Origin of the sequence: Aliidiomarina celeris, assembly GCF_003316875.1 — a bacterium.
GTDB classification, from domain to species: domain Bacteria; phylum Pseudomonadota; class Gammaproteobacteria; order Enterobacterales; family Alteromonadaceae; genus Aliidiomarina; species Aliidiomarina celeris.
Genome location: NZ_QMIL01000001.1, coordinates 114,918 through 130,055, shown reverse-complemented (window position 1 = coordinate 130,055; position 15,138 = coordinate 114,918). Strand labels below are relative to the sequence as shown.

Genomic DNA, 15,138 nt, shown 5'->3' with positions numbered 1-15,138 from the left:
TTTTGAATAGTGCGATAATACGTGCCGCTGAAATAAAGGAGTAGCGCATGTTAACTGTAATTTTTGGGCGTGATTCATGCCCGTTCTGCGTACGCGCCAAGCAAATTGCCGAAACGCTTGAAAAATCTCGTGACGATTTTGAATATCGCTATATCGACATTCAAAAAGAAGGCATTACCAAAGCCGACCTGGAAAAAACCATTGGTAAGCCTGTACTTACCGTGCCGCAAATCTTTGTCGACGAGCAACACATTGGCGGTTGTACCGAGTTTGAAGCCTATGCGAAAGCAAATTTAGGCTTGTACGCTGCTTAACTAGCGTACCCCACAGCACAGTTCTGCAGATTAAAAGGCGCTCACTTCGAGGCGCCTTTTTCCATTTCGAGCACTTGCAGTTGCTTTTTCAAACGCTGTTCGGAAACTGGAAACGCAGTTCCTAGCGCTTGCGCAAACAACGACACACGGAATTCCTCTAGCCACCAACGAAAGTCACTGAGTGGCTCCGGTACAGGTTGATATTGCGGAATTTTATTGAGCTGCTGTTGCCAAGCTTCTGTTATTTTTTCCACCTGTAACACGCGCAAACGGTCCCGGTTTGGGTCTACTGGCAGTCGCTCTAAGCGATACACTAAAGCTTTTAAATAGCGCTCAATATCCGGCAGCCGTGCTGCACCAAACTCGGTTACAAAGCCCGGGAAAATTAAACTCGCAAGGTGCTGCTTAATATCACCGTACGACTGAATCATCGACAACGGTGTTTTACCTTTCAGTGCTTTATTTACTGAATGGCTTAACAGCAAACAACGCTCCACCTGTTGCACAATCTCTAACGTTACGTCGTTAAGCTCAGCGCGTACATAATCCACCAAGGCCCTAAATTGAGCCTCCGTAATCACATGCTCAGTGTGCCGGGCCATAAGTTGATCAATAGCCGCGAAAATACAGTCTTGAATCAGTGCCTCTACTTTACCCCACGGGTTAAAGTACATCGCCAATTTACTTTTTGCCGACAACTGCGTTTGTAAATACTTCACCGGCGACGGAACTTGCAAATACACTAACTTTCGCAGCCCGCGCTGCTGAGCGCGTGTGGCATCGGCTTCATGATCAAAAACCCGAATCGCCACCGCATTGCCTTCGTCGTTTAACGCGGGGAAAGCCTTAATGGCAAAGCGCCCTTGCGCTGTTTCCACAGCCGCAGGCAAAGCGCCAAAACTCCAGTCGGTTAATCCCTCTTGCTCAATCTGTTCGCCCGCCGTTTCGCTCACTTTGGCTTTCACGGTTCCTTTCAGCTGTTGCTGTAGCAAGGTTAAATCGCGACCTTGTGCAAGCACCTTGCCCTTTTCATCAAGCACCTTAAAGTTAATTTTTAAATGTTCAGCAACCTGCTCGTTTTGCCACGCGTCGCGTGGTATTTCAATACCACTCATGCGTTTAAGTTCACGGCTCATGCCTTCAAGTAGCGGTTCTTTGAACGGCGTAAGCGCGGCCAGCACAGCATTTGCATAATCCGGTGCGGGCACAAAATTGCGGCGCCACTTTTTCGGTAAGCTTTTAATCCAGGCGGTCACTAATTCATGCCGAAAAGCCGGTATTTGCCAATCAAACCCCTCATCGACCACTTGCGTCAGCGCGGCGACCGGCAGCACTATATTCGCGCCATCGTCTACTTCACCAGGCTCAAACTTGTACTCGAGCGGGAGTCGTAAAGGCCCTTGCACCCAATCATCTGGGTAGCTTGCTTCGGTTACGTGAGTGGCGCTTTGCAGCATTAAATCTGAACGTTGGAATAGCAGACGCGCTTTTTCATCGGCTGTTGCCTTCTGCCACCATTGCTGCAAGCTACGGTCGTCACGAACATGTGCTGGCACTACGTTATCGTAGGCAACAAACAAGGCCTCTTGATCAATTAAAATGTCTCGGCGCCGAGATTTCTCTTCAAGTGCTTGCAGCGACTCAATCAACTGTTGATTCTTGAGCACAAATTCAGGCGGGCGTTTCATTTGTTGTTCTACAATGGCTTCGCGAATGAAAATCTCACGCGCAAGCTCGGGTGCAATTTTACCGTAATGAACTTGCCGCCCAGCAAATAACAACAAGCCGAATAAGGTCGCTTGCTCACTCGCCACAACTGCCCCTTGCTTTTTCGAGTAACGCGGTTCGTTATAACTACGCTTAATTAAATGGCTCGCCGCTTTTTCAATCCACTCGGGCTCAATTTTCGCCACACAACGGGCGTAAAGCTTTGCCGTTTCTACTAATTCCGCTGCCATAACCCATTTGGGCTTCGACTGAAAAAGGCCGGAGCCTGGGAAAATGAAAAATCGAGATTGCCGCGCACCTGTATATTCGTACTTTTCATCACGGCTACCCACATGAGACAGCAGCCCAGTTAATAACGCCTGATGAATATTATCTGCCGGTGACGGTTCATCACTCAGCGGCAAGCCAAGTTCGCGCACGGCATAGCGTAATTGCGTGTAAACGTCTTGCCACTCTCGCACGCGTAAATAATGAATAAATTCGCGCTGGCAGCGCTTTCGAAACTGATTTCCTGAGTCTTCTTTCTGTGCACCCTGCACGTACTCCCATAAACGCAAGAAACTGAGAAAATCTGACCCTTCATGCTCAAAGCGTTTGTGTAGCTCGTCTGCTTTTTGCTGTTTGTCGTGCGGGCGTTCTCGTGGATCTTGAATACTTAACGCCGCGGTAATCACTAAAACTTCACGCACACAATGATAGTCTGCTGCGGCAAGGATCATGCGCCCTAGCCGAGGATCTACCGGCAGGCGGCCAAGTTGCCGACCGAGCGAGGTTAACGGCAGCTGCCCATCTTTGCCTCGCTTACGCTTGCCGTGCGATGTTTCTATGGCACAAAGCTCTTCGAGCAACTTAATACCGTCGTTGATAAAACGGTCATCGGGGCGCTGCAAAAAGGGAAACTTGCGAATGTCCCCCAGTTTAAGGCTCGCCATTTGTAAAATAACCGAGGCAAGGTTGGTTCTCAGTATTTCCGGGTCGGTATAGAGTGGCCGCGAAAGATAATCCTCTTCACTGTACAAACGCACACAAATGCCTGGGCCTGTTCGCCCACAACGCCCTGCTCTTTGATTTGCACTCGCTTGCGAAATAGGCTCTACGGGAAGCCGCTGCACCTTGGTACGATAACTGTAACGACTCATGCGCGCTAAGCCAGGATCAATCACATAACGAATGCCTGGCACGGTTAACGACGTTTCGGCAACGTTGGTGGCCAATACAATTCGGCGATTCCCGCCCGTTTGGAACACTCGGTTTTGTTCCTGCGCCGACAATCTTGCATACAAGGGGATAATGTCGATTGGAGCGCGTTCATGGCGAAATGCGTCGGTTAAACTTTCAGCAAGGTCACGAATTTCACGTTCTCCACTCAAAAATACTAAAATGTCACCCGGCCCCTCGCGCATAAGCGCTTCGGCAGCTTCAATTACACCTTGGTGAAGATCTTGCTCACCGTCCTCAAGCAGGGGTTGATAACGCATTTCTACCGGAAAGGTACGGCCCGACACTTCGAGCACCGGCGCATTGCCAAAGTGCTGACTAAAGCGCTCGGTTTCTATGGTTGCAGAGGTAATAATCAGCTTAAGGTCGGCACGCTTTTTTAAGAGCTTATGCAATACTCCCAGAAGAAAGTCGATGTTTAAACTGCGCTCATGTGCTTCGTCGATAATAATCACTTCGTACTGCGACAAATACGGGTCCGACTGCAGCTCCGCAAGTAATATACCGTCGGTCATTAATTTAACTGACGTTTGGTCACTGGTGTTGTCTTGAAATCTAACCTTATAATTTACAGCGCTTTTACCAATAGCCCCGAGTTCATCCTGAATACGATTAGCCACCGAGCGTGCAGCAAGGCGACGCGGTTGCGTGTGCCCTATTAAACCAGCCGCACCGTACCCCATATCGAGTAACATTTTGGGGAGCTGAGTGGTTTTACCCGACCCCGTTTCTCCGGCAATAACCACCACTTGATTATTCGCTATAGTGGTTTGAATACGCTTTTTTTCAACAACAACAGGCAGCGATTCTGGAAAGGAAATAGGCTCAGCGAGCGCTGCGCGGCGATTGCTTACCCACGCACGCGAGCGCTCAACTTGTTCTTGTAACTGAGCAAGAGCCTTTTCATTATTTTCAGTCTGTGCCTGCGCTAAGCGCTCAATACTTTTCTTGAGTTTGAAGCGATCTTGAGTTCGGCACTCAGGCAGGAGCTTGATTAGATGTTTCGGCATGAACAACGCTTACCGCAGGAATAAAACATGCCGCTAGTTTAACAAAACCCGCGGCATGCGCCTATGTATGCCTATTGATAAATACCAATCTCGAGTTCACTACGGTTTGACTTTGCTCCGCGGTACATCCCCGGAGTGTTAAAGGGCATACTAATGTTGCCTTGGCGGTCTACTATAATGACACCACCGGTGCCACCAGCGGGAAGTAGCACATCATGAATGACAGTGTTCCCGGCTTCTGCAATCGTTAACCCTTGGTATTTCACGCGGCTACAGATATCGGCAGCCACATGAAAACGAATAAAATACTCGCCATGCCCAGTTGCACTAACCGCGCAGCTGTCGTTGTCGGCCCAAGTTCCCGCGCCAATAATCGGCGCGTCGCCAATGCGACCCCAACGCTTCGCAGTCATTCCCCCGGTAGAAGTCCCTGCAGCGAGATCACCATTGGCATCAAGGGCAACCGCGCCCACTGTTCCCATATTAAATGCAGGCTCCCAGCCTGCTGGATCGGCGGTCAAAGTGCTCGCCGACAGCTGAGCTATTTGCTCGCCTGCGTTTGCTTGTTCCCTTAAGCGCTCGAGCGCGCGTTGTAGTTGCTCATAACGGTGCGACGAGTTAAAAAAGGTATTACTCACCATTTCTAATCCGCGCTCGCGCGCAAATTCGTCGGCACCCGCACCACTGAGCATCACATGGCGCGAATGTTCCATAACTTCGCGCGCTGCAATAAATGGACTGCGAATATTGGTCACTCCCGCAACAGCGCCGGCTTCTAGGGTGTCGCCACGCATCACAGAAGCGTCGAGTTCGTGGCGCCCCTCATAGGTGTAAACCGCGCCTTTACCCGCATTGAACAATGGGTTTTCTTCCATCAGTCGAATTGCCGCTTCAACCGCGTCAAGCGCTGACCCACCCGCCGCTAATACGGCATAACCGGCTTCTGTGGCTTCGGTAAGTGCCGCTTCAAACTCTGCTTCGCGCTCTGGTGTCATATTTTGCGGCGTAATGGTACCCGCCCCACCATGAATAGCGATAGCAATAGGAGCGCTGCTAACGCTTTGTGGCGCCTCTCCACTGCAGGCGAACAATAACGGTAGGCTTAATGCCAATGAACCGAGCTTTGCAAGGTTTTTCATATCAGGCTCCAAAATTAGACTGTGAAAGTAAACAGCAATAAGGTTATTACTTAATTACTGATTATGTACCCGTGAAGCCCTCGCATACAAGCCCTAGCGAATGCTATGCTCTCGTTCATCACTTTCATTGTATTTATTATTTTAAAAATGACTGACTACACTTTTTACTGGCATGATTATGAAGCTGGGGGTGTGAACCCTCGGGTCGACCGACCGATGCAATTTGCAGGTATTCGCACCAATCATAAATTTGAGGTTATCGGCAAGCCGCTCAATATTTTTTGTCAGTTAAGCCCAGACTACCTTCCCCACCCCGAAGCGTGTTTAATTACCGGAATTACCCCGCAGCAATGTCAACGCGACGGCTACCCGGAAGTTCAATTTGCCGAAAAAATTGCCGCAGAACTTAGCCAAGCCAATACCATTAGCGTGGGCTATAACAATATTAGCTACGACGACGAAATGACCCGGTTCCTGTTTTATCGAAATTTTATCGACCCTTATGCGCACAGTTGGGCGAACAACAATTCACGATGGGATTTACTCGAGTTGGTTCGCGCTTGTTATGCATTGCGCCCCGAAGGCATTGAGTGGCCCCAAAACCAAGAGGGTCGGGTCAGCCTCAAACTCGAACACTTAACCGCAGCGAATCATTTAAATCATGGCAAGGCACACGATGCTCTTGCCGATGTTTATGCAACCATCGCCCTTGCCAAGCTTATTTACGAAAAACAACCCAAGCTTTTTGATTGGGCATTCGAGCACCGTAAAAAAGCAAAATTGCTGGCGCTGGTGAACGACAGTCTTGTTCACGCTAAACCGCTCGTACATGTAAGTGGGTTTTACGGTGCCCACGCGGGGTACTGCAACTGGGTTCTGCCACTGGCTTTTCATCCTGAACAAAGCAATACGCTTATCGCTTGGCGCCTCGATCGCAATCCAAGCGAATGGCAGCAATACGACGCTACAACCCTCAACAGCCTGCTTTACGACAGCACAGCGGAGCCCAACTTAAGGCCCGGCTTGGTTAAAATACAACTTAACCAATGCCCATTTTTGGCGCCCGAAAAAGTGCTCAGTAACGAACGGGCTGAACAGTTTGGCCTCAGCCGAGACCAGAGCCATAGTTATGCGCACGTACTTCAGCAACACCCTGATTTACGCCAAAGGTTTGTCGACGCTATGGCAATAGTGCGGGAGTACGACACCAGCTCTCAAGATGTAGACACAGCACTCTACTCGGGTGGACTGCTCAGCCCACAAGCACAGTCGCACGCCCAGCTTATTCGGAACTTGCCACCCGAACAGCTGGCGGACTACCCGTTCGAGTTTGATGATCATCGGTTTAAAGCGTTGTTGTTTCGTTTTCGTGCGCGCAACTACCCTGCCACCCTTACCCACAGCGAACAACAACAGTGGCTCCAGCATTGTCGCGAACAACTGCAGCACGGCGGCACGCACAGGCTTTCTATCGACGAGTTCTTACTCGCCTTAAATACAGCGGCAGAACGTGTTCAGAACGACGCACACAAAACAAGGCTGTTAAAAGACCTTTACCAATGGGCGCAGTCGCTTTAAGCCTACAACGAAAGCAAAAAAACGGCCACTCAAAGTGGCCGTTTTTGTTTTCGTGAAGTAGCGCTGCTACTTACAAACTCAGAGACTTGGTTGTCGCCTGTTTTGGTCCAACTTTTAACAAGCGCGCTAAAGCTGGAATGAGAATTAACGCACCTAACATATTCCAAATAAACATGAACGTTAATAATAGGCCCATGTCGGCTTGGAACTTAATGGGTGACCAAATCCAAGTGGCCACGCCAATAGCGAGTGTTAAACCCGTAAAGCCAACAGCTTTACCCGTTTTCGACAACGCAAAGGCGTAGCTTTCTGCAAGGCTCATTTGCTGTGCGAGCGCCTCACGCATTTTGCTGTAAATGTAGATTCCGTAGTCGACACCAATTCCAACCCCTAACGCAATTACCGGCAAGGTTGCTACTTTAATACCAATGTCGAGCGACGCCATGAGCGCTTGGCTCATCACCGTGGTAAACATCAGTGGCAGCACAATACAAATAACCGTGCGTACACTGCGGAAAGTAATCAAACATAGTGCAATAACCACGCCGTACACCCAGATCAGCATTTCTAGCTGCGCGTGCTCAATTACTTTATTGGTGGCGGCTTCAAAACCTGAGTTGCCGGCCGCCAACAAGAAGTCAATATTGTCCGACGGGAATTCCGCTGCAAAAGAGCGCACCTCATCAACCACTCGATTCAACGTGTCGGCCTTGTGATCATTCAAATAGATAATGATCGGAGCCATGCTGCAATCACGATTCATAAGGCCCGAAGGTGCTTGTGAAATGGACGCATTCAACACAAAGTTATCGCGATTGATGTTGTACCATTTCAAATTACCTTCGTTAATTCCCGCCATGCCTAGCTTCGACACATAGGTAATTGAGCGGGTGGTTTGCACGCCAGGTACGTTTTCCATATGCCACTGGAAACGGTCCATCAGCACCATATTTTCCCAAGCAATACATTCACCGGGTGGCGTTTCCGCCATAACTACAAAAATATCGGTACTGGCGCTGTAGTTTTGCACCATAAACGCATTGTCGAGGTTATAGCGCGAGTCTGCGCGAAGCTCTGGCGCGCCACTGTCAAGGTCACCAATTTGCAGTTTTTGTCCCTGCCACAAGCCAAACACAGCCATAACAACGGCTACCGCTACTGCAGTACGCGCCCAGAATGGCTTAGTGAAATTCTCGAAGAATTTTAGTAGTGGATGCGCTTCTTTTTGGCTTGCCTGCAAATATTCAACGCCTCGGCGGCTCACGCCAAAGTAAGACGTTAAAATAGGCAGCAGGCCCAAGTTGGTGAGTACAATTACCGCCACCCCAATACTGGCTGCAATGGCTAGCTCTTTAATAACCTGAATGTCGATAACCATGAGCGTGGTAAAGCCAATGGCGTCACTTGCAAGGGCCGTTAGACCCGCAATATACAGGCTACGGAATGCAAGACGCGACGCTTTCAATTTATCGTGGCCGTCAACTCGGTACGCCATAACCGCGTTGATAATTTGCACACCGTGGCTTACACCAATAGCAAAAACTAAGAACGGCACCAACATTGAGTAAGGGTTAATACCACTACCAATGAGCTTAATAATGCCAAGTTGCCAAATTACCGCTATTACCGAGCACAGTAGCACCACAAAAGAACTGCGAACACAGCGGCTGTACAAATAAAGCATACCGAAGGTAATAACCATGGCGGTCAAGAAAAACAAACCAACCTGCAATGCACCGTCGATCAAGTCTCCAACCACTTTTGCAAAACCAACAATTTGAATGTTGATCGTGTCAGAGCCGTATTTGTCGCGAATATTAGCTTCTAAGCGTTGGCTAAATTGATGATAGTCAAGCTGTTCACCGGTTTCTGGATCAATTTCATTGAGTGGCACATAAATAAGCGCCGAGCGAAAGTTATTGGCAACCAAGTTCCCGACTTCGCCCGAACGTAATACGTTCTGGCGCAGTTGTTCGATAGACTCCACAGAAGCATCATAGGAATCAGGAATAACCGGGCCGCCAACAAAACCTTCTTCGGTTACTTCCGACCAACGCACGTTCGGCGTCCAAATAGAACGAATACCCGAACGGTTTACACCCGCAATGTAGTTCAATTCGTCGGTAACCTGGCGCAAAATTTCCTGATAATCCGCGTCAAAAATAGTGCCTTCGGTCGTTTCCACCGACACCCGAATTGCATTACCTAACGACGCTAAATCTTCATTGTAATTGAAATAATTCTGCACAAACTCGTGGTTGGTCGGAATCATCTTGGTAAAACTGGCGTCGGGCCGAACTTGCGCTGCGTGATACAGCAGAAACGCGGTGAGAGCCACGAAAACAACAACCCATACTTTGCGGGCACCAAATAACGCACGCTCCATCAAAGACTCTGTTCCACTTTCGTTCAGTTGATTATTATTCATGCTCAATTACCCTTCTGTTCCACTAGCTGCCACTGGAACATGAAACTCCAGTACTCCCGAGCGCCCGGTCAGCAAGAAATGATTTTGGCCAAGTTGCCGTATTGCAGTGAGTGGCGTACTGCTTTCGTGGGTGTACAAAACGCTCTCATAGGTTGCTGGGTTTACCACCACAATAACACCCGAATGGCCGACAATAGCGACATGTCCATTCTCGAGTACCGTACCGTTATTTAAGTTATAACGGGTTGGCGTTTGCACGTGTTCAAAACTGTCACCAAAGTCATTAGAAACAAAAACGTTACCGCGTAAGCCATACACCCAAAGACGACCATTATTATCAACCAAACCACCAAACCACGAGCCGTCGTAAGGTGATTCCAAGGTTTCCCAGTTCTCACCAAGGTCAGTGCTGCGGGCAAGTAGCCCGTATTCGCCGACAAGTACAACCTCGTTGTTGTCGTTCACCACCAGTCGATTTAGGTGATAACCCATCGGGTTCTCGATGCGGTGGCTGATAATTTCCCAGTCATCACCGCCATTTTCGGTACGTAACAAAGTGCCGTATGCCGCTAGCGCAAAGCCAATATTCTCGTTTAGAAAACGAATATCGAGGAAGGGTTTAGTAGGCCCTACTTCAAATTGAATCTCAGCGCCTTGCATTAAAAAGCCAAGCTCATCCAAAGCAAAGCTTAATTCTTCAGCTTCATACTCGTCTTCAGCATTATCGATAGCATTTTCGAGCATTTGTGCGCGCTGTTCTAGATAAGGATATTCCATCGCTAATAGTTGATGGCCGTCCATACGACGCTGCCAGCTTACCCCGCCATCCGTGCTTTGCAACATAATACCTTCGTGCCCTGCGGCCCAAATAATAGAGTCGCTCACCTGATCAACGCTGGTTAACAGCACTGAGGTTGGAATTTCAGCCTGTTGCCATTCGCCGTCGTTGTTTTGAATGAGTAAGGTTCCAAAACTTCCTACGGCAACACGCTTGCCGTTCAGTTCATCTAAACCAATCAGGGCTGCGCGCTCGGCGTTAGCCACCATTGGTGCAGGAGTCGTCATGGGGTCGTAGCCCGAGCTGACTGTTCCCGTTGTTGATTCGGCAAAAACAGCCGAAGTCAGTGCCACGCTACACAAACATGCACTGAAGAGTGCGGAAGCTATAGCTTTCCTTCTCATTATTGAACTCCAAACGTTGTTGTAGGTCATAAGTAATAATTGAGTAACGCCTCGACCTAGGTTATAACTCGTGATTGTATAATCTAACAGGTGTTTGAAAAGCCTTAAACTAAATTTATTTGAAGAAAAACGCTCAAACGACGAAATTTTCTTCTGATTTCTATTTTTATTTGTTTTGATGTAGCTTAACCTTACTACAGTCCACCAACACCGTATTGGTGTTCGACTTATAAGAACGCACAGGAACTAAGGACAACGACAATGAAAAAAATGATGTTTGGTGCAGGAATTATGGCGCTGTCTCTGCTTTCAGCAGGGGTAAATGCTGCCGTGTCTCCCGAAGAAGCCGCACGCCTCGGTCAAGATCTAACGCCTTTAGGGGCAGAACGCGCAGGTAGCGCAGACGGCCGTATCCCAGCATGGGACGGCGGTTTGTCACGCCCAGGCGAAGATATTAACCGTCCGCAAAACCCATTCGCAGACGAGCAACCGCTATATACCATCACGCGTGAGAATCTCGATCAGCACCGTGAGCGGTTGTCACCCGGTCAAATCGCTATGTTTGAGCGTTATGACACGTGGCGCATGAATGTTTATCCTACGCATCGTACTGCCGCTTACCCCGACGAATTGTATGAAGTTGTTCGCCGTAACGCTGAGAACACAACCTTGGTTGCCGGCGGAAGTGGCTTGAATAACTTCGAGAACACGATTCCATTCCCTATTCCAAGTAATGGCCTTGAAGTAATCTGGAACCATTTAACACGCTACCGCGGTGGTGCTGTTGAGCGTTTCGTAGGCCAGTTCCCTGTTCAAGCCAACGGCCGCTATGAAATGGTGCGTTTGAACGAACAACTCGTGTGGCCGGAATATTTACAAGAAGGCCGCGACCCCGTAGCAGACGACAACGTGCTGTTTTACTTCCTCCAACAAGTACTTGCGCCGGCGCGTTTAACCGGTACTGTGCTGTTGGTTCACGACACAATTGACCAAGTAAAAGAAGGTCGTCGTGCATGGATTTACAACGCGGGTCAACGCCGTGTACGTCGTGCGCCAAACGTTGCGTATGACGGGCCAGGTACCGCTTCAGATGGTCTGCGTACCTCTGACGGCCTTGATATGTTCAATGGCTCACCCGACAAGTACAACTGGGAATTAGTGGGCAAAAAAGAAATGTACATCCCGTATAACAACTACGCGATGATGAGTACTGATCTTCAGTACAGCGACATTTTGCATGCCGGCCATATTAACCCTGAACACACGCGTTACGAATTACACCGTGTATGGGTAGTAGAAGCCACACTGAAAGACGGTGAGCGCCACATTTATGCCAAACGTAACTTCTTTATCGACGAAGATACATGGACTGCAGCCGTAATTGACCATTACGACGGTCGTGGTGACTTGTGGCGTGTGGGTGAAGCTTACATGGCACAATTCTATGGCCATGACGTGCCGTGGATGGCTGCTGAAGCCTTGTACGACCTGAACAACGGCCGTTACGTTGCCCTCGGTCTTGCGAATGAAGAAGAAACCTACATGAACTTCGACTTAGAAGCGAGCCGCAGCGACTACACCACGCAAGCATTGCGCCGTTTAGGTATTCGCTAGAATTTACTGAACGCATTAAAAAACCACGCTTTCAAAGCGTGGTTTTTTTATGTCTGCACGTTTATCTAAGTGGGAGCGTAAGCCTTACTTAACCTGGCTTACTTAACCTGGCTTACTTAAACAGAGCTTACTTAACAGGAATAAAGCGCGTAAGCAGCGATGAGGTGTCCCAGCGCGCGCCGCCCTGCGCTTGTACGTCGCCATAGAACTGGTCCACTAAAGCGGTAAGCGGTAACCGCGAGCCGTTACGTTGCGCTTCTTCTAAAGCTAATTTGAGGTCTTTGCGCATCCAGTCTACGGCGAAACCAAATTCATATTCACCTCTGCTCATCGTTTGCCAGCGATTCGACATCTGCCAACTGCCTGCTGCACCTTGTGAAATCGCACCAATGACTCGCTCTGGATCAAGTCCCGCCTGTGCAATGAACTGCATGCCTTCCGCAAGCCCTTGCACCACACCGGCAATACAAATTTGATTCACCATTTTGGCCAATTGACCAGACCCCGCCGGCCCCTGCCACCCTACATGTTTCGAGAAGCAGTTCAGTGCAGGTAACACTTTTTCTAAAACCGACTCTTCGCCCCCTACCATAACAGTTAGTGCACCATTTTCTGCACCGGCTTGGCCGCCAGACACCGGGGCGTCGAGAAACTGAAACCCGCGTTGCGCTGCAGCCGCGCTCAACTCGCGCGCCAACTCTGCAGACGCCGTGGTATGGTCCACTAATACCGCTCCAGCTTTCATGCCTGCAAACACGCCTTGTTCGCCGTAAACAACGCTACGAACATCATCGTCGTTACCAACGCAAACAAATACAACGTCAGCATTGCGTGCGGCCTCTGCGGGCGTGGCACATGCAGCTCCTGAAAACTCTGCCTGCCATTTTTCCGCTACACTCGCCGTGCGGTTAAATACTTGAACTGAAAATCCTGCCTTTTGCAAATGCCCAGCCATGGGATACCCCATAACGCCCAAGCCAATAAATGCTAGCTTCTTACTCATGTTCACCCTCTTTGCGAATCAGGAAATGTTGATATCGGCCCAAACTACGATAAGGCTCTGTATGTCTAAACTTAAGTTCCAACGCTACTAGCTGCGCTTCATTCATTCGTTCAGGCTCTTTCAAAAAGTCATTAAAACAACGTATACCACTATGCCGATAGAGGGTACACGGGAATTGCGCTACCCAGCTTTGGACTTGCTGAATTTCGAGCGGCTGCTCCGGGCTAAAACGAACTTTCTTTTTCACCTGCAAACCGGCCGCCACATAGTCATGATTACCAAAAACCATATTCGCCATTACTTTTGCGTGTCGATTATAAAACATGAGGGAAAGCCAGCCACCCGGCTTAAGGCGTGAGAATGCAATTGCAATGGCTTGAAAGGGATTGTCTAACCATTCCAATGCCGCATGGCAAAGCACTACGTCGTATTGTTTCTCTAGCGAGGTTAGATTTTGCAGCGGCGCAACTTGGTAGCTGTAACTCGCCGCTAAGCCTGCCTCGGCATGCCGGCGCTGCGCTTCATGAACCATGTCCGCAGACGCGTCTACGTGAGTAACGCGAGCGCCGCCTTGGGCGAGCCATTGGTTTATTTGCCCAAGCCCTGCACCTATGTCGAGTACCTCGGGGCTTTGGCTACGTAAAAAAGCAAGGTCTGCTTGCAATACAGCTTGGCGAATACGCCCTTTCGGCGTGTCGTAAATATTTTTGGCAAACCGTAAAGCGTCGCTGCTAAAAACACGATCGCTCATGCAGGATTGTCTATATCTATAAATTGAACCGGTAAGTTCAGTTCCGCAGCAATTTTCTCTCCGAGTGCTTTCACACCGTAACGCTCCGTTGCGTGGTGCCCGGCCGCAAAAAACTGAATGCCACATTCCCGTGCAACATGAATAGTTTGCTCCGACACCTCTCCAGTAATAAACGCTTGAACGCCTGCTTGTGCAGCCTGCTCAATAAACCCTTGGCCACCACCGGTGCAAATGGCAATACGGTGAATGGGCTGCTCGTTCACTTCACTTGCTATTAGCTTACGCTTTAGCACGGATTCTATTTTTTCAGCGAGTTGAAACCCAGATGGACGCTCACTCAAAGTGGCCTGCACTAAAACTCCTACGGGTGACACAAAAGGAATCGGCGATATATCAATCGCTCCTAATAATTTTGCTAGCTGCGCGTTATTGCCGAACTCAGGATGGATGTCGAGCGGCAGGTGGTAGGCGATCAAATTTATCTCGGCTTTTAATAAAGCCGCAACTCTTCGTTTCTTCATGCCGACAATGGCTTGGCTCTCGCCCTTCCAAAAATAGCCATGATGAACAATAACCGTGTCGGCATTTTCCTCGATAGCACGGTCAATCAAAGCTTGGCTTGCGGTTACCCCCGTTACAATTTTTGTTACTTCGGATGCACCTTCCACTTGCAAGCCATTTGGGCAGTAATCTGTGATTTGCTCAGGTTGCAACCATGTATTGAGCTGGTGAAGTAAGTCGTCTCTCTGCATAAGGTCTCCACGTTTTCCAGCAGCAATGCCAGGTGTTTACAGACCTTGGTCACACACTGGCAAGAAAATGACTTGGCGTTGAATACAGCTGGATAATATCACAGAGGCGACTCTTTTAGCGGCACCTACAATAGGAAAAAGCGAGATTGAAAAGCAATTAATTAGCGTGCTGCCGGAGTTTATCAGCACGCATTTTCAGTTTACGGTAGCGGTACACTAAAAATTCTTTACGCTGAAAGCGAACCGCCTCAGCGCCAAAGTCGCCGCCAGACACTTCAAAGGTTTCGCTGTTCAACACGCGCTTCACAATACCGAGCTTGCCTTGGTGCTTGCCTCTTTTTACAAAAATAGTTTGCCCGAGAAAATCAGGGTCATTGTAAATAAAGGTAACCTGCGGATGCATAACAACATAACCTCGCCG

At 49.1% G+C, this 15,138-nt stretch carries 11 protein-coding genes; 3 read left to right on the top strand and 8 right to left on the bottom strand.

Annotated features, from left to right (window positions below; all coding sequences use genetic code 11):
* The first annotated feature begins 47 nt into the window (after positions 1 to 47).
* Positions 48 to 314: a GrxA family glutaredoxin gene (locus tag DQW12_RS00585; RefSeq protein WP_113905777.1), complete on the top strand. Its 267-nt coding sequence runs from the start codon at positions 48 to 50 to the stop codon at positions 312 to 314.
* A gap of 41 nt (positions 315 to 355) precedes the next feature.
* Here the strand turns inward: DQW12_RS00585 and hrpA are convergent, their stop codons facing one another.
* Positions 356 to 4,270 (bottom strand): ATP-dependent RNA helicase HrpA, encoded by a 3,915-nt coding sequence (gene hrpA / locus DQW12_RS00580; protein ID WP_113905776.1) that lies wholly within the window; start codon positions 4,268 to 4,270, stop codon positions 356 to 358.
* Between the two features lie 71 nt (positions 4,271 to 4,341).
* The gene (locus DQW12_RS00575; RefSeq protein ID WP_113905775.1) at positions 4,342 to 5,409 is read right to left on the bottom strand and encodes an isoaspartyl peptidase/L-asparaginase family protein; all 1,068 of its coding nucleotides are present in this window, start codon (positions 5,407 to 5,409) and stop codon (positions 4,342 to 4,344) included.
* Between the two features lie 147 nt (positions 5,410 to 5,556).
* On the opposite strand from DQW12_RS00575, the gene sbcB reads away from it, so the two are divergent.
* On the top strand, positions 5,557 to 6,987 hold the full coding sequence (gene sbcB / locus DQW12_RS00570; protein ID WP_113906575.1) for an exodeoxyribonuclease I: 1,431 nt from the start codon (positions 5,557 to 5,559) through the stop codon (positions 6,985 to 6,987).
* 70 nt (positions 6,988 to 7,057) lie between these two features.
* On the opposite strand, the gene DQW12_RS00565 is transcribed toward sbcB, so the two are convergent.
* Together DQW12_RS00565 and DQW12_RS00560 are read right to left on the bottom strand one after the other, a co-directional pair.
* Complete coding sequence (locus tag DQW12_RS00565) at positions 7,058 to 9,415, bottom strand: efflux RND transporter permease subunit (protein WP_113905774.1); 2,358 nt, start codon at positions 9,413 to 9,415, stop codon at positions 7,058 to 7,060.
* 6 nt (positions 9,416 to 9,421) lie between these two features.
* Complete coding sequence (locus DQW12_RS00560) at positions 9,422 to 10,597, bottom strand: WD40/YVTN/BNR-like repeat-containing protein (protein ID WP_157957803.1); 1,176 nt, start codon at positions 10,595 to 10,597, stop codon at positions 9,422 to 9,424.
* 261 nt (positions 10,598 to 10,858) lie between these two features.
* On the opposite strand from DQW12_RS00560, the gene DQW12_RS00555 reads away from it, so the two are divergent.
* Positions 10,859 to 12,211 carry a DUF1329 domain-containing protein gene (locus tag DQW12_RS00555; protein ID WP_113905772.1) on the top strand — a complete coding sequence of 451 codons (1,353 nt, stop codon included), beginning with the start codon at positions 10,859 to 10,861 and terminating at the stop codon, positions 12,209 to 12,211.
* A 127-nt stretch (positions 12,212 to 12,338) separates the two neighbouring features.
* Here DQW12_RS00555 and DQW12_RS00550 read toward each other — a convergent pair whose 3' ends face one another.
* The 4 genes from DQW12_RS00550 to DQW12_RS00535 all read right to left on the bottom strand — a co-directional run bounded on the left by DQW12_RS00550 (position 12,339) and on the right by DQW12_RS00535 (position 15,120).
* Positions 12,339 to 13,214 (bottom strand): NAD(P)-dependent oxidoreductase, encoded by an 876-nt coding sequence (locus tag DQW12_RS00550; protein ID WP_113905771.1) that lies wholly within the window; start codon positions 13,212 to 13,214, stop codon positions 12,339 to 12,341.
* A complete protein-coding gene (locus tag DQW12_RS00545) occupies positions 13,207 to 13,965 on the bottom strand; it encodes a methyltransferase domain-containing protein (protein ID WP_113905770.1) in 759 nt (252 codons plus the stop codon). Before DQW12_RS00545 ends, DQW12_RS00550 begins: the two co-directional genes overlap by 8 nt.
* On the bottom strand, positions 13,962 to 14,717 hold the full coding sequence (locus DQW12_RS00540; RefSeq protein WP_113905769.1) for a Nif3-like dinuclear metal center hexameric protein: 756 nt from the start codon (positions 14,715 to 14,717) through the stop codon (positions 13,962 to 13,964). Before DQW12_RS00540 ends, DQW12_RS00545 begins: the two co-directional genes overlap by 4 nt.
* A 157-nt stretch (positions 14,718 to 14,874) precedes the next feature.
* Complete coding sequence (locus tag DQW12_RS00535; RefSeq protein ID WP_113905768.1) at positions 14,875 to 15,120, bottom strand: DUF3912 family protein; 246 nt, start codon at positions 15,118 to 15,120, stop codon at positions 14,875 to 14,877.
* Between the last annotated feature and the right edge of the window lie 18 nt (positions 15,121 to 15,138).

Excerpts from the sequence above, each read along its gene's own strand:
- DQW12_RS00535 (WP_113905768.1), bottom strand. The coding sequence starts at position 15,120 with ATGCATCCGCAGGTTACCTTTATTTACAATGACCCTGATTTTCTCGGG.
- hrpA (WP_113905776.1), bottom strand. The coding sequence starts at position 4,270 with ATGCCGAAACATCTAATCAAGCTCCTGCCTGAGTGCCGAACTCAAGAT.
- DQW12_RS00560 (WP_157957803.1), bottom strand. The coding sequence starts at position 10,597 with ATGAGAAGGAAAGCTATAGCTTCCGCACTCTTCAGTGCATGTTTGTGT.
- DQW12_RS00555 (WP_113905772.1), top strand. The coding sequence starts at position 10,859 with ATGAAAAAAATGATGTTTGGTGCAGGAATTATGGCGCTGTCTCTGCTT.
- DQW12_RS00585 (WP_113905777.1), top strand. The coding sequence starts at position 48 with ATGTTAACTGTAATTTTTGGGCGTGATTCATGCCCGTTCTGCGTACGC.
- DQW12_RS00545 (WP_113905770.1), bottom strand. The coding sequence starts at position 13,965 with ATGAGCGATCGTGTTTTTAGCAGCGACGCTTTACGGTTTGCCAAAAAT.
- DQW12_RS00540 (WP_113905769.1), bottom strand. The coding sequence starts at position 14,717 with ATGCAGAGAGACGACTTACTTCACCAGCTCAATACATGGTTGCAACCT.
- sbcB (WP_113906575.1), top strand. The coding sequence starts at position 5,557 with ATGACTGACTACACTTTTTACTGGCATGATTATGAAGCTGGGGGTGTG.
- DQW12_RS00565 (WP_113905774.1), bottom strand. The coding sequence starts at position 9,415 with ATGAATAATAATCAACTGAACGAAAGTGGAACAGAGTCTTTGATGGAG.
- DQW12_RS00550 (WP_113905771.1), bottom strand. The coding sequence starts at position 13,214 with ATGAGTAAGAAGCTAGCATTTATTGGCTTGGGCGTTATGGGGTATCCC.
- DQW12_RS00575 (WP_113905775.1), bottom strand. The coding sequence starts at position 5,409 with ATGAAAAACCTTGCAAAGCTCGGTTCATTGGCATTAAGCCTACCGTTA.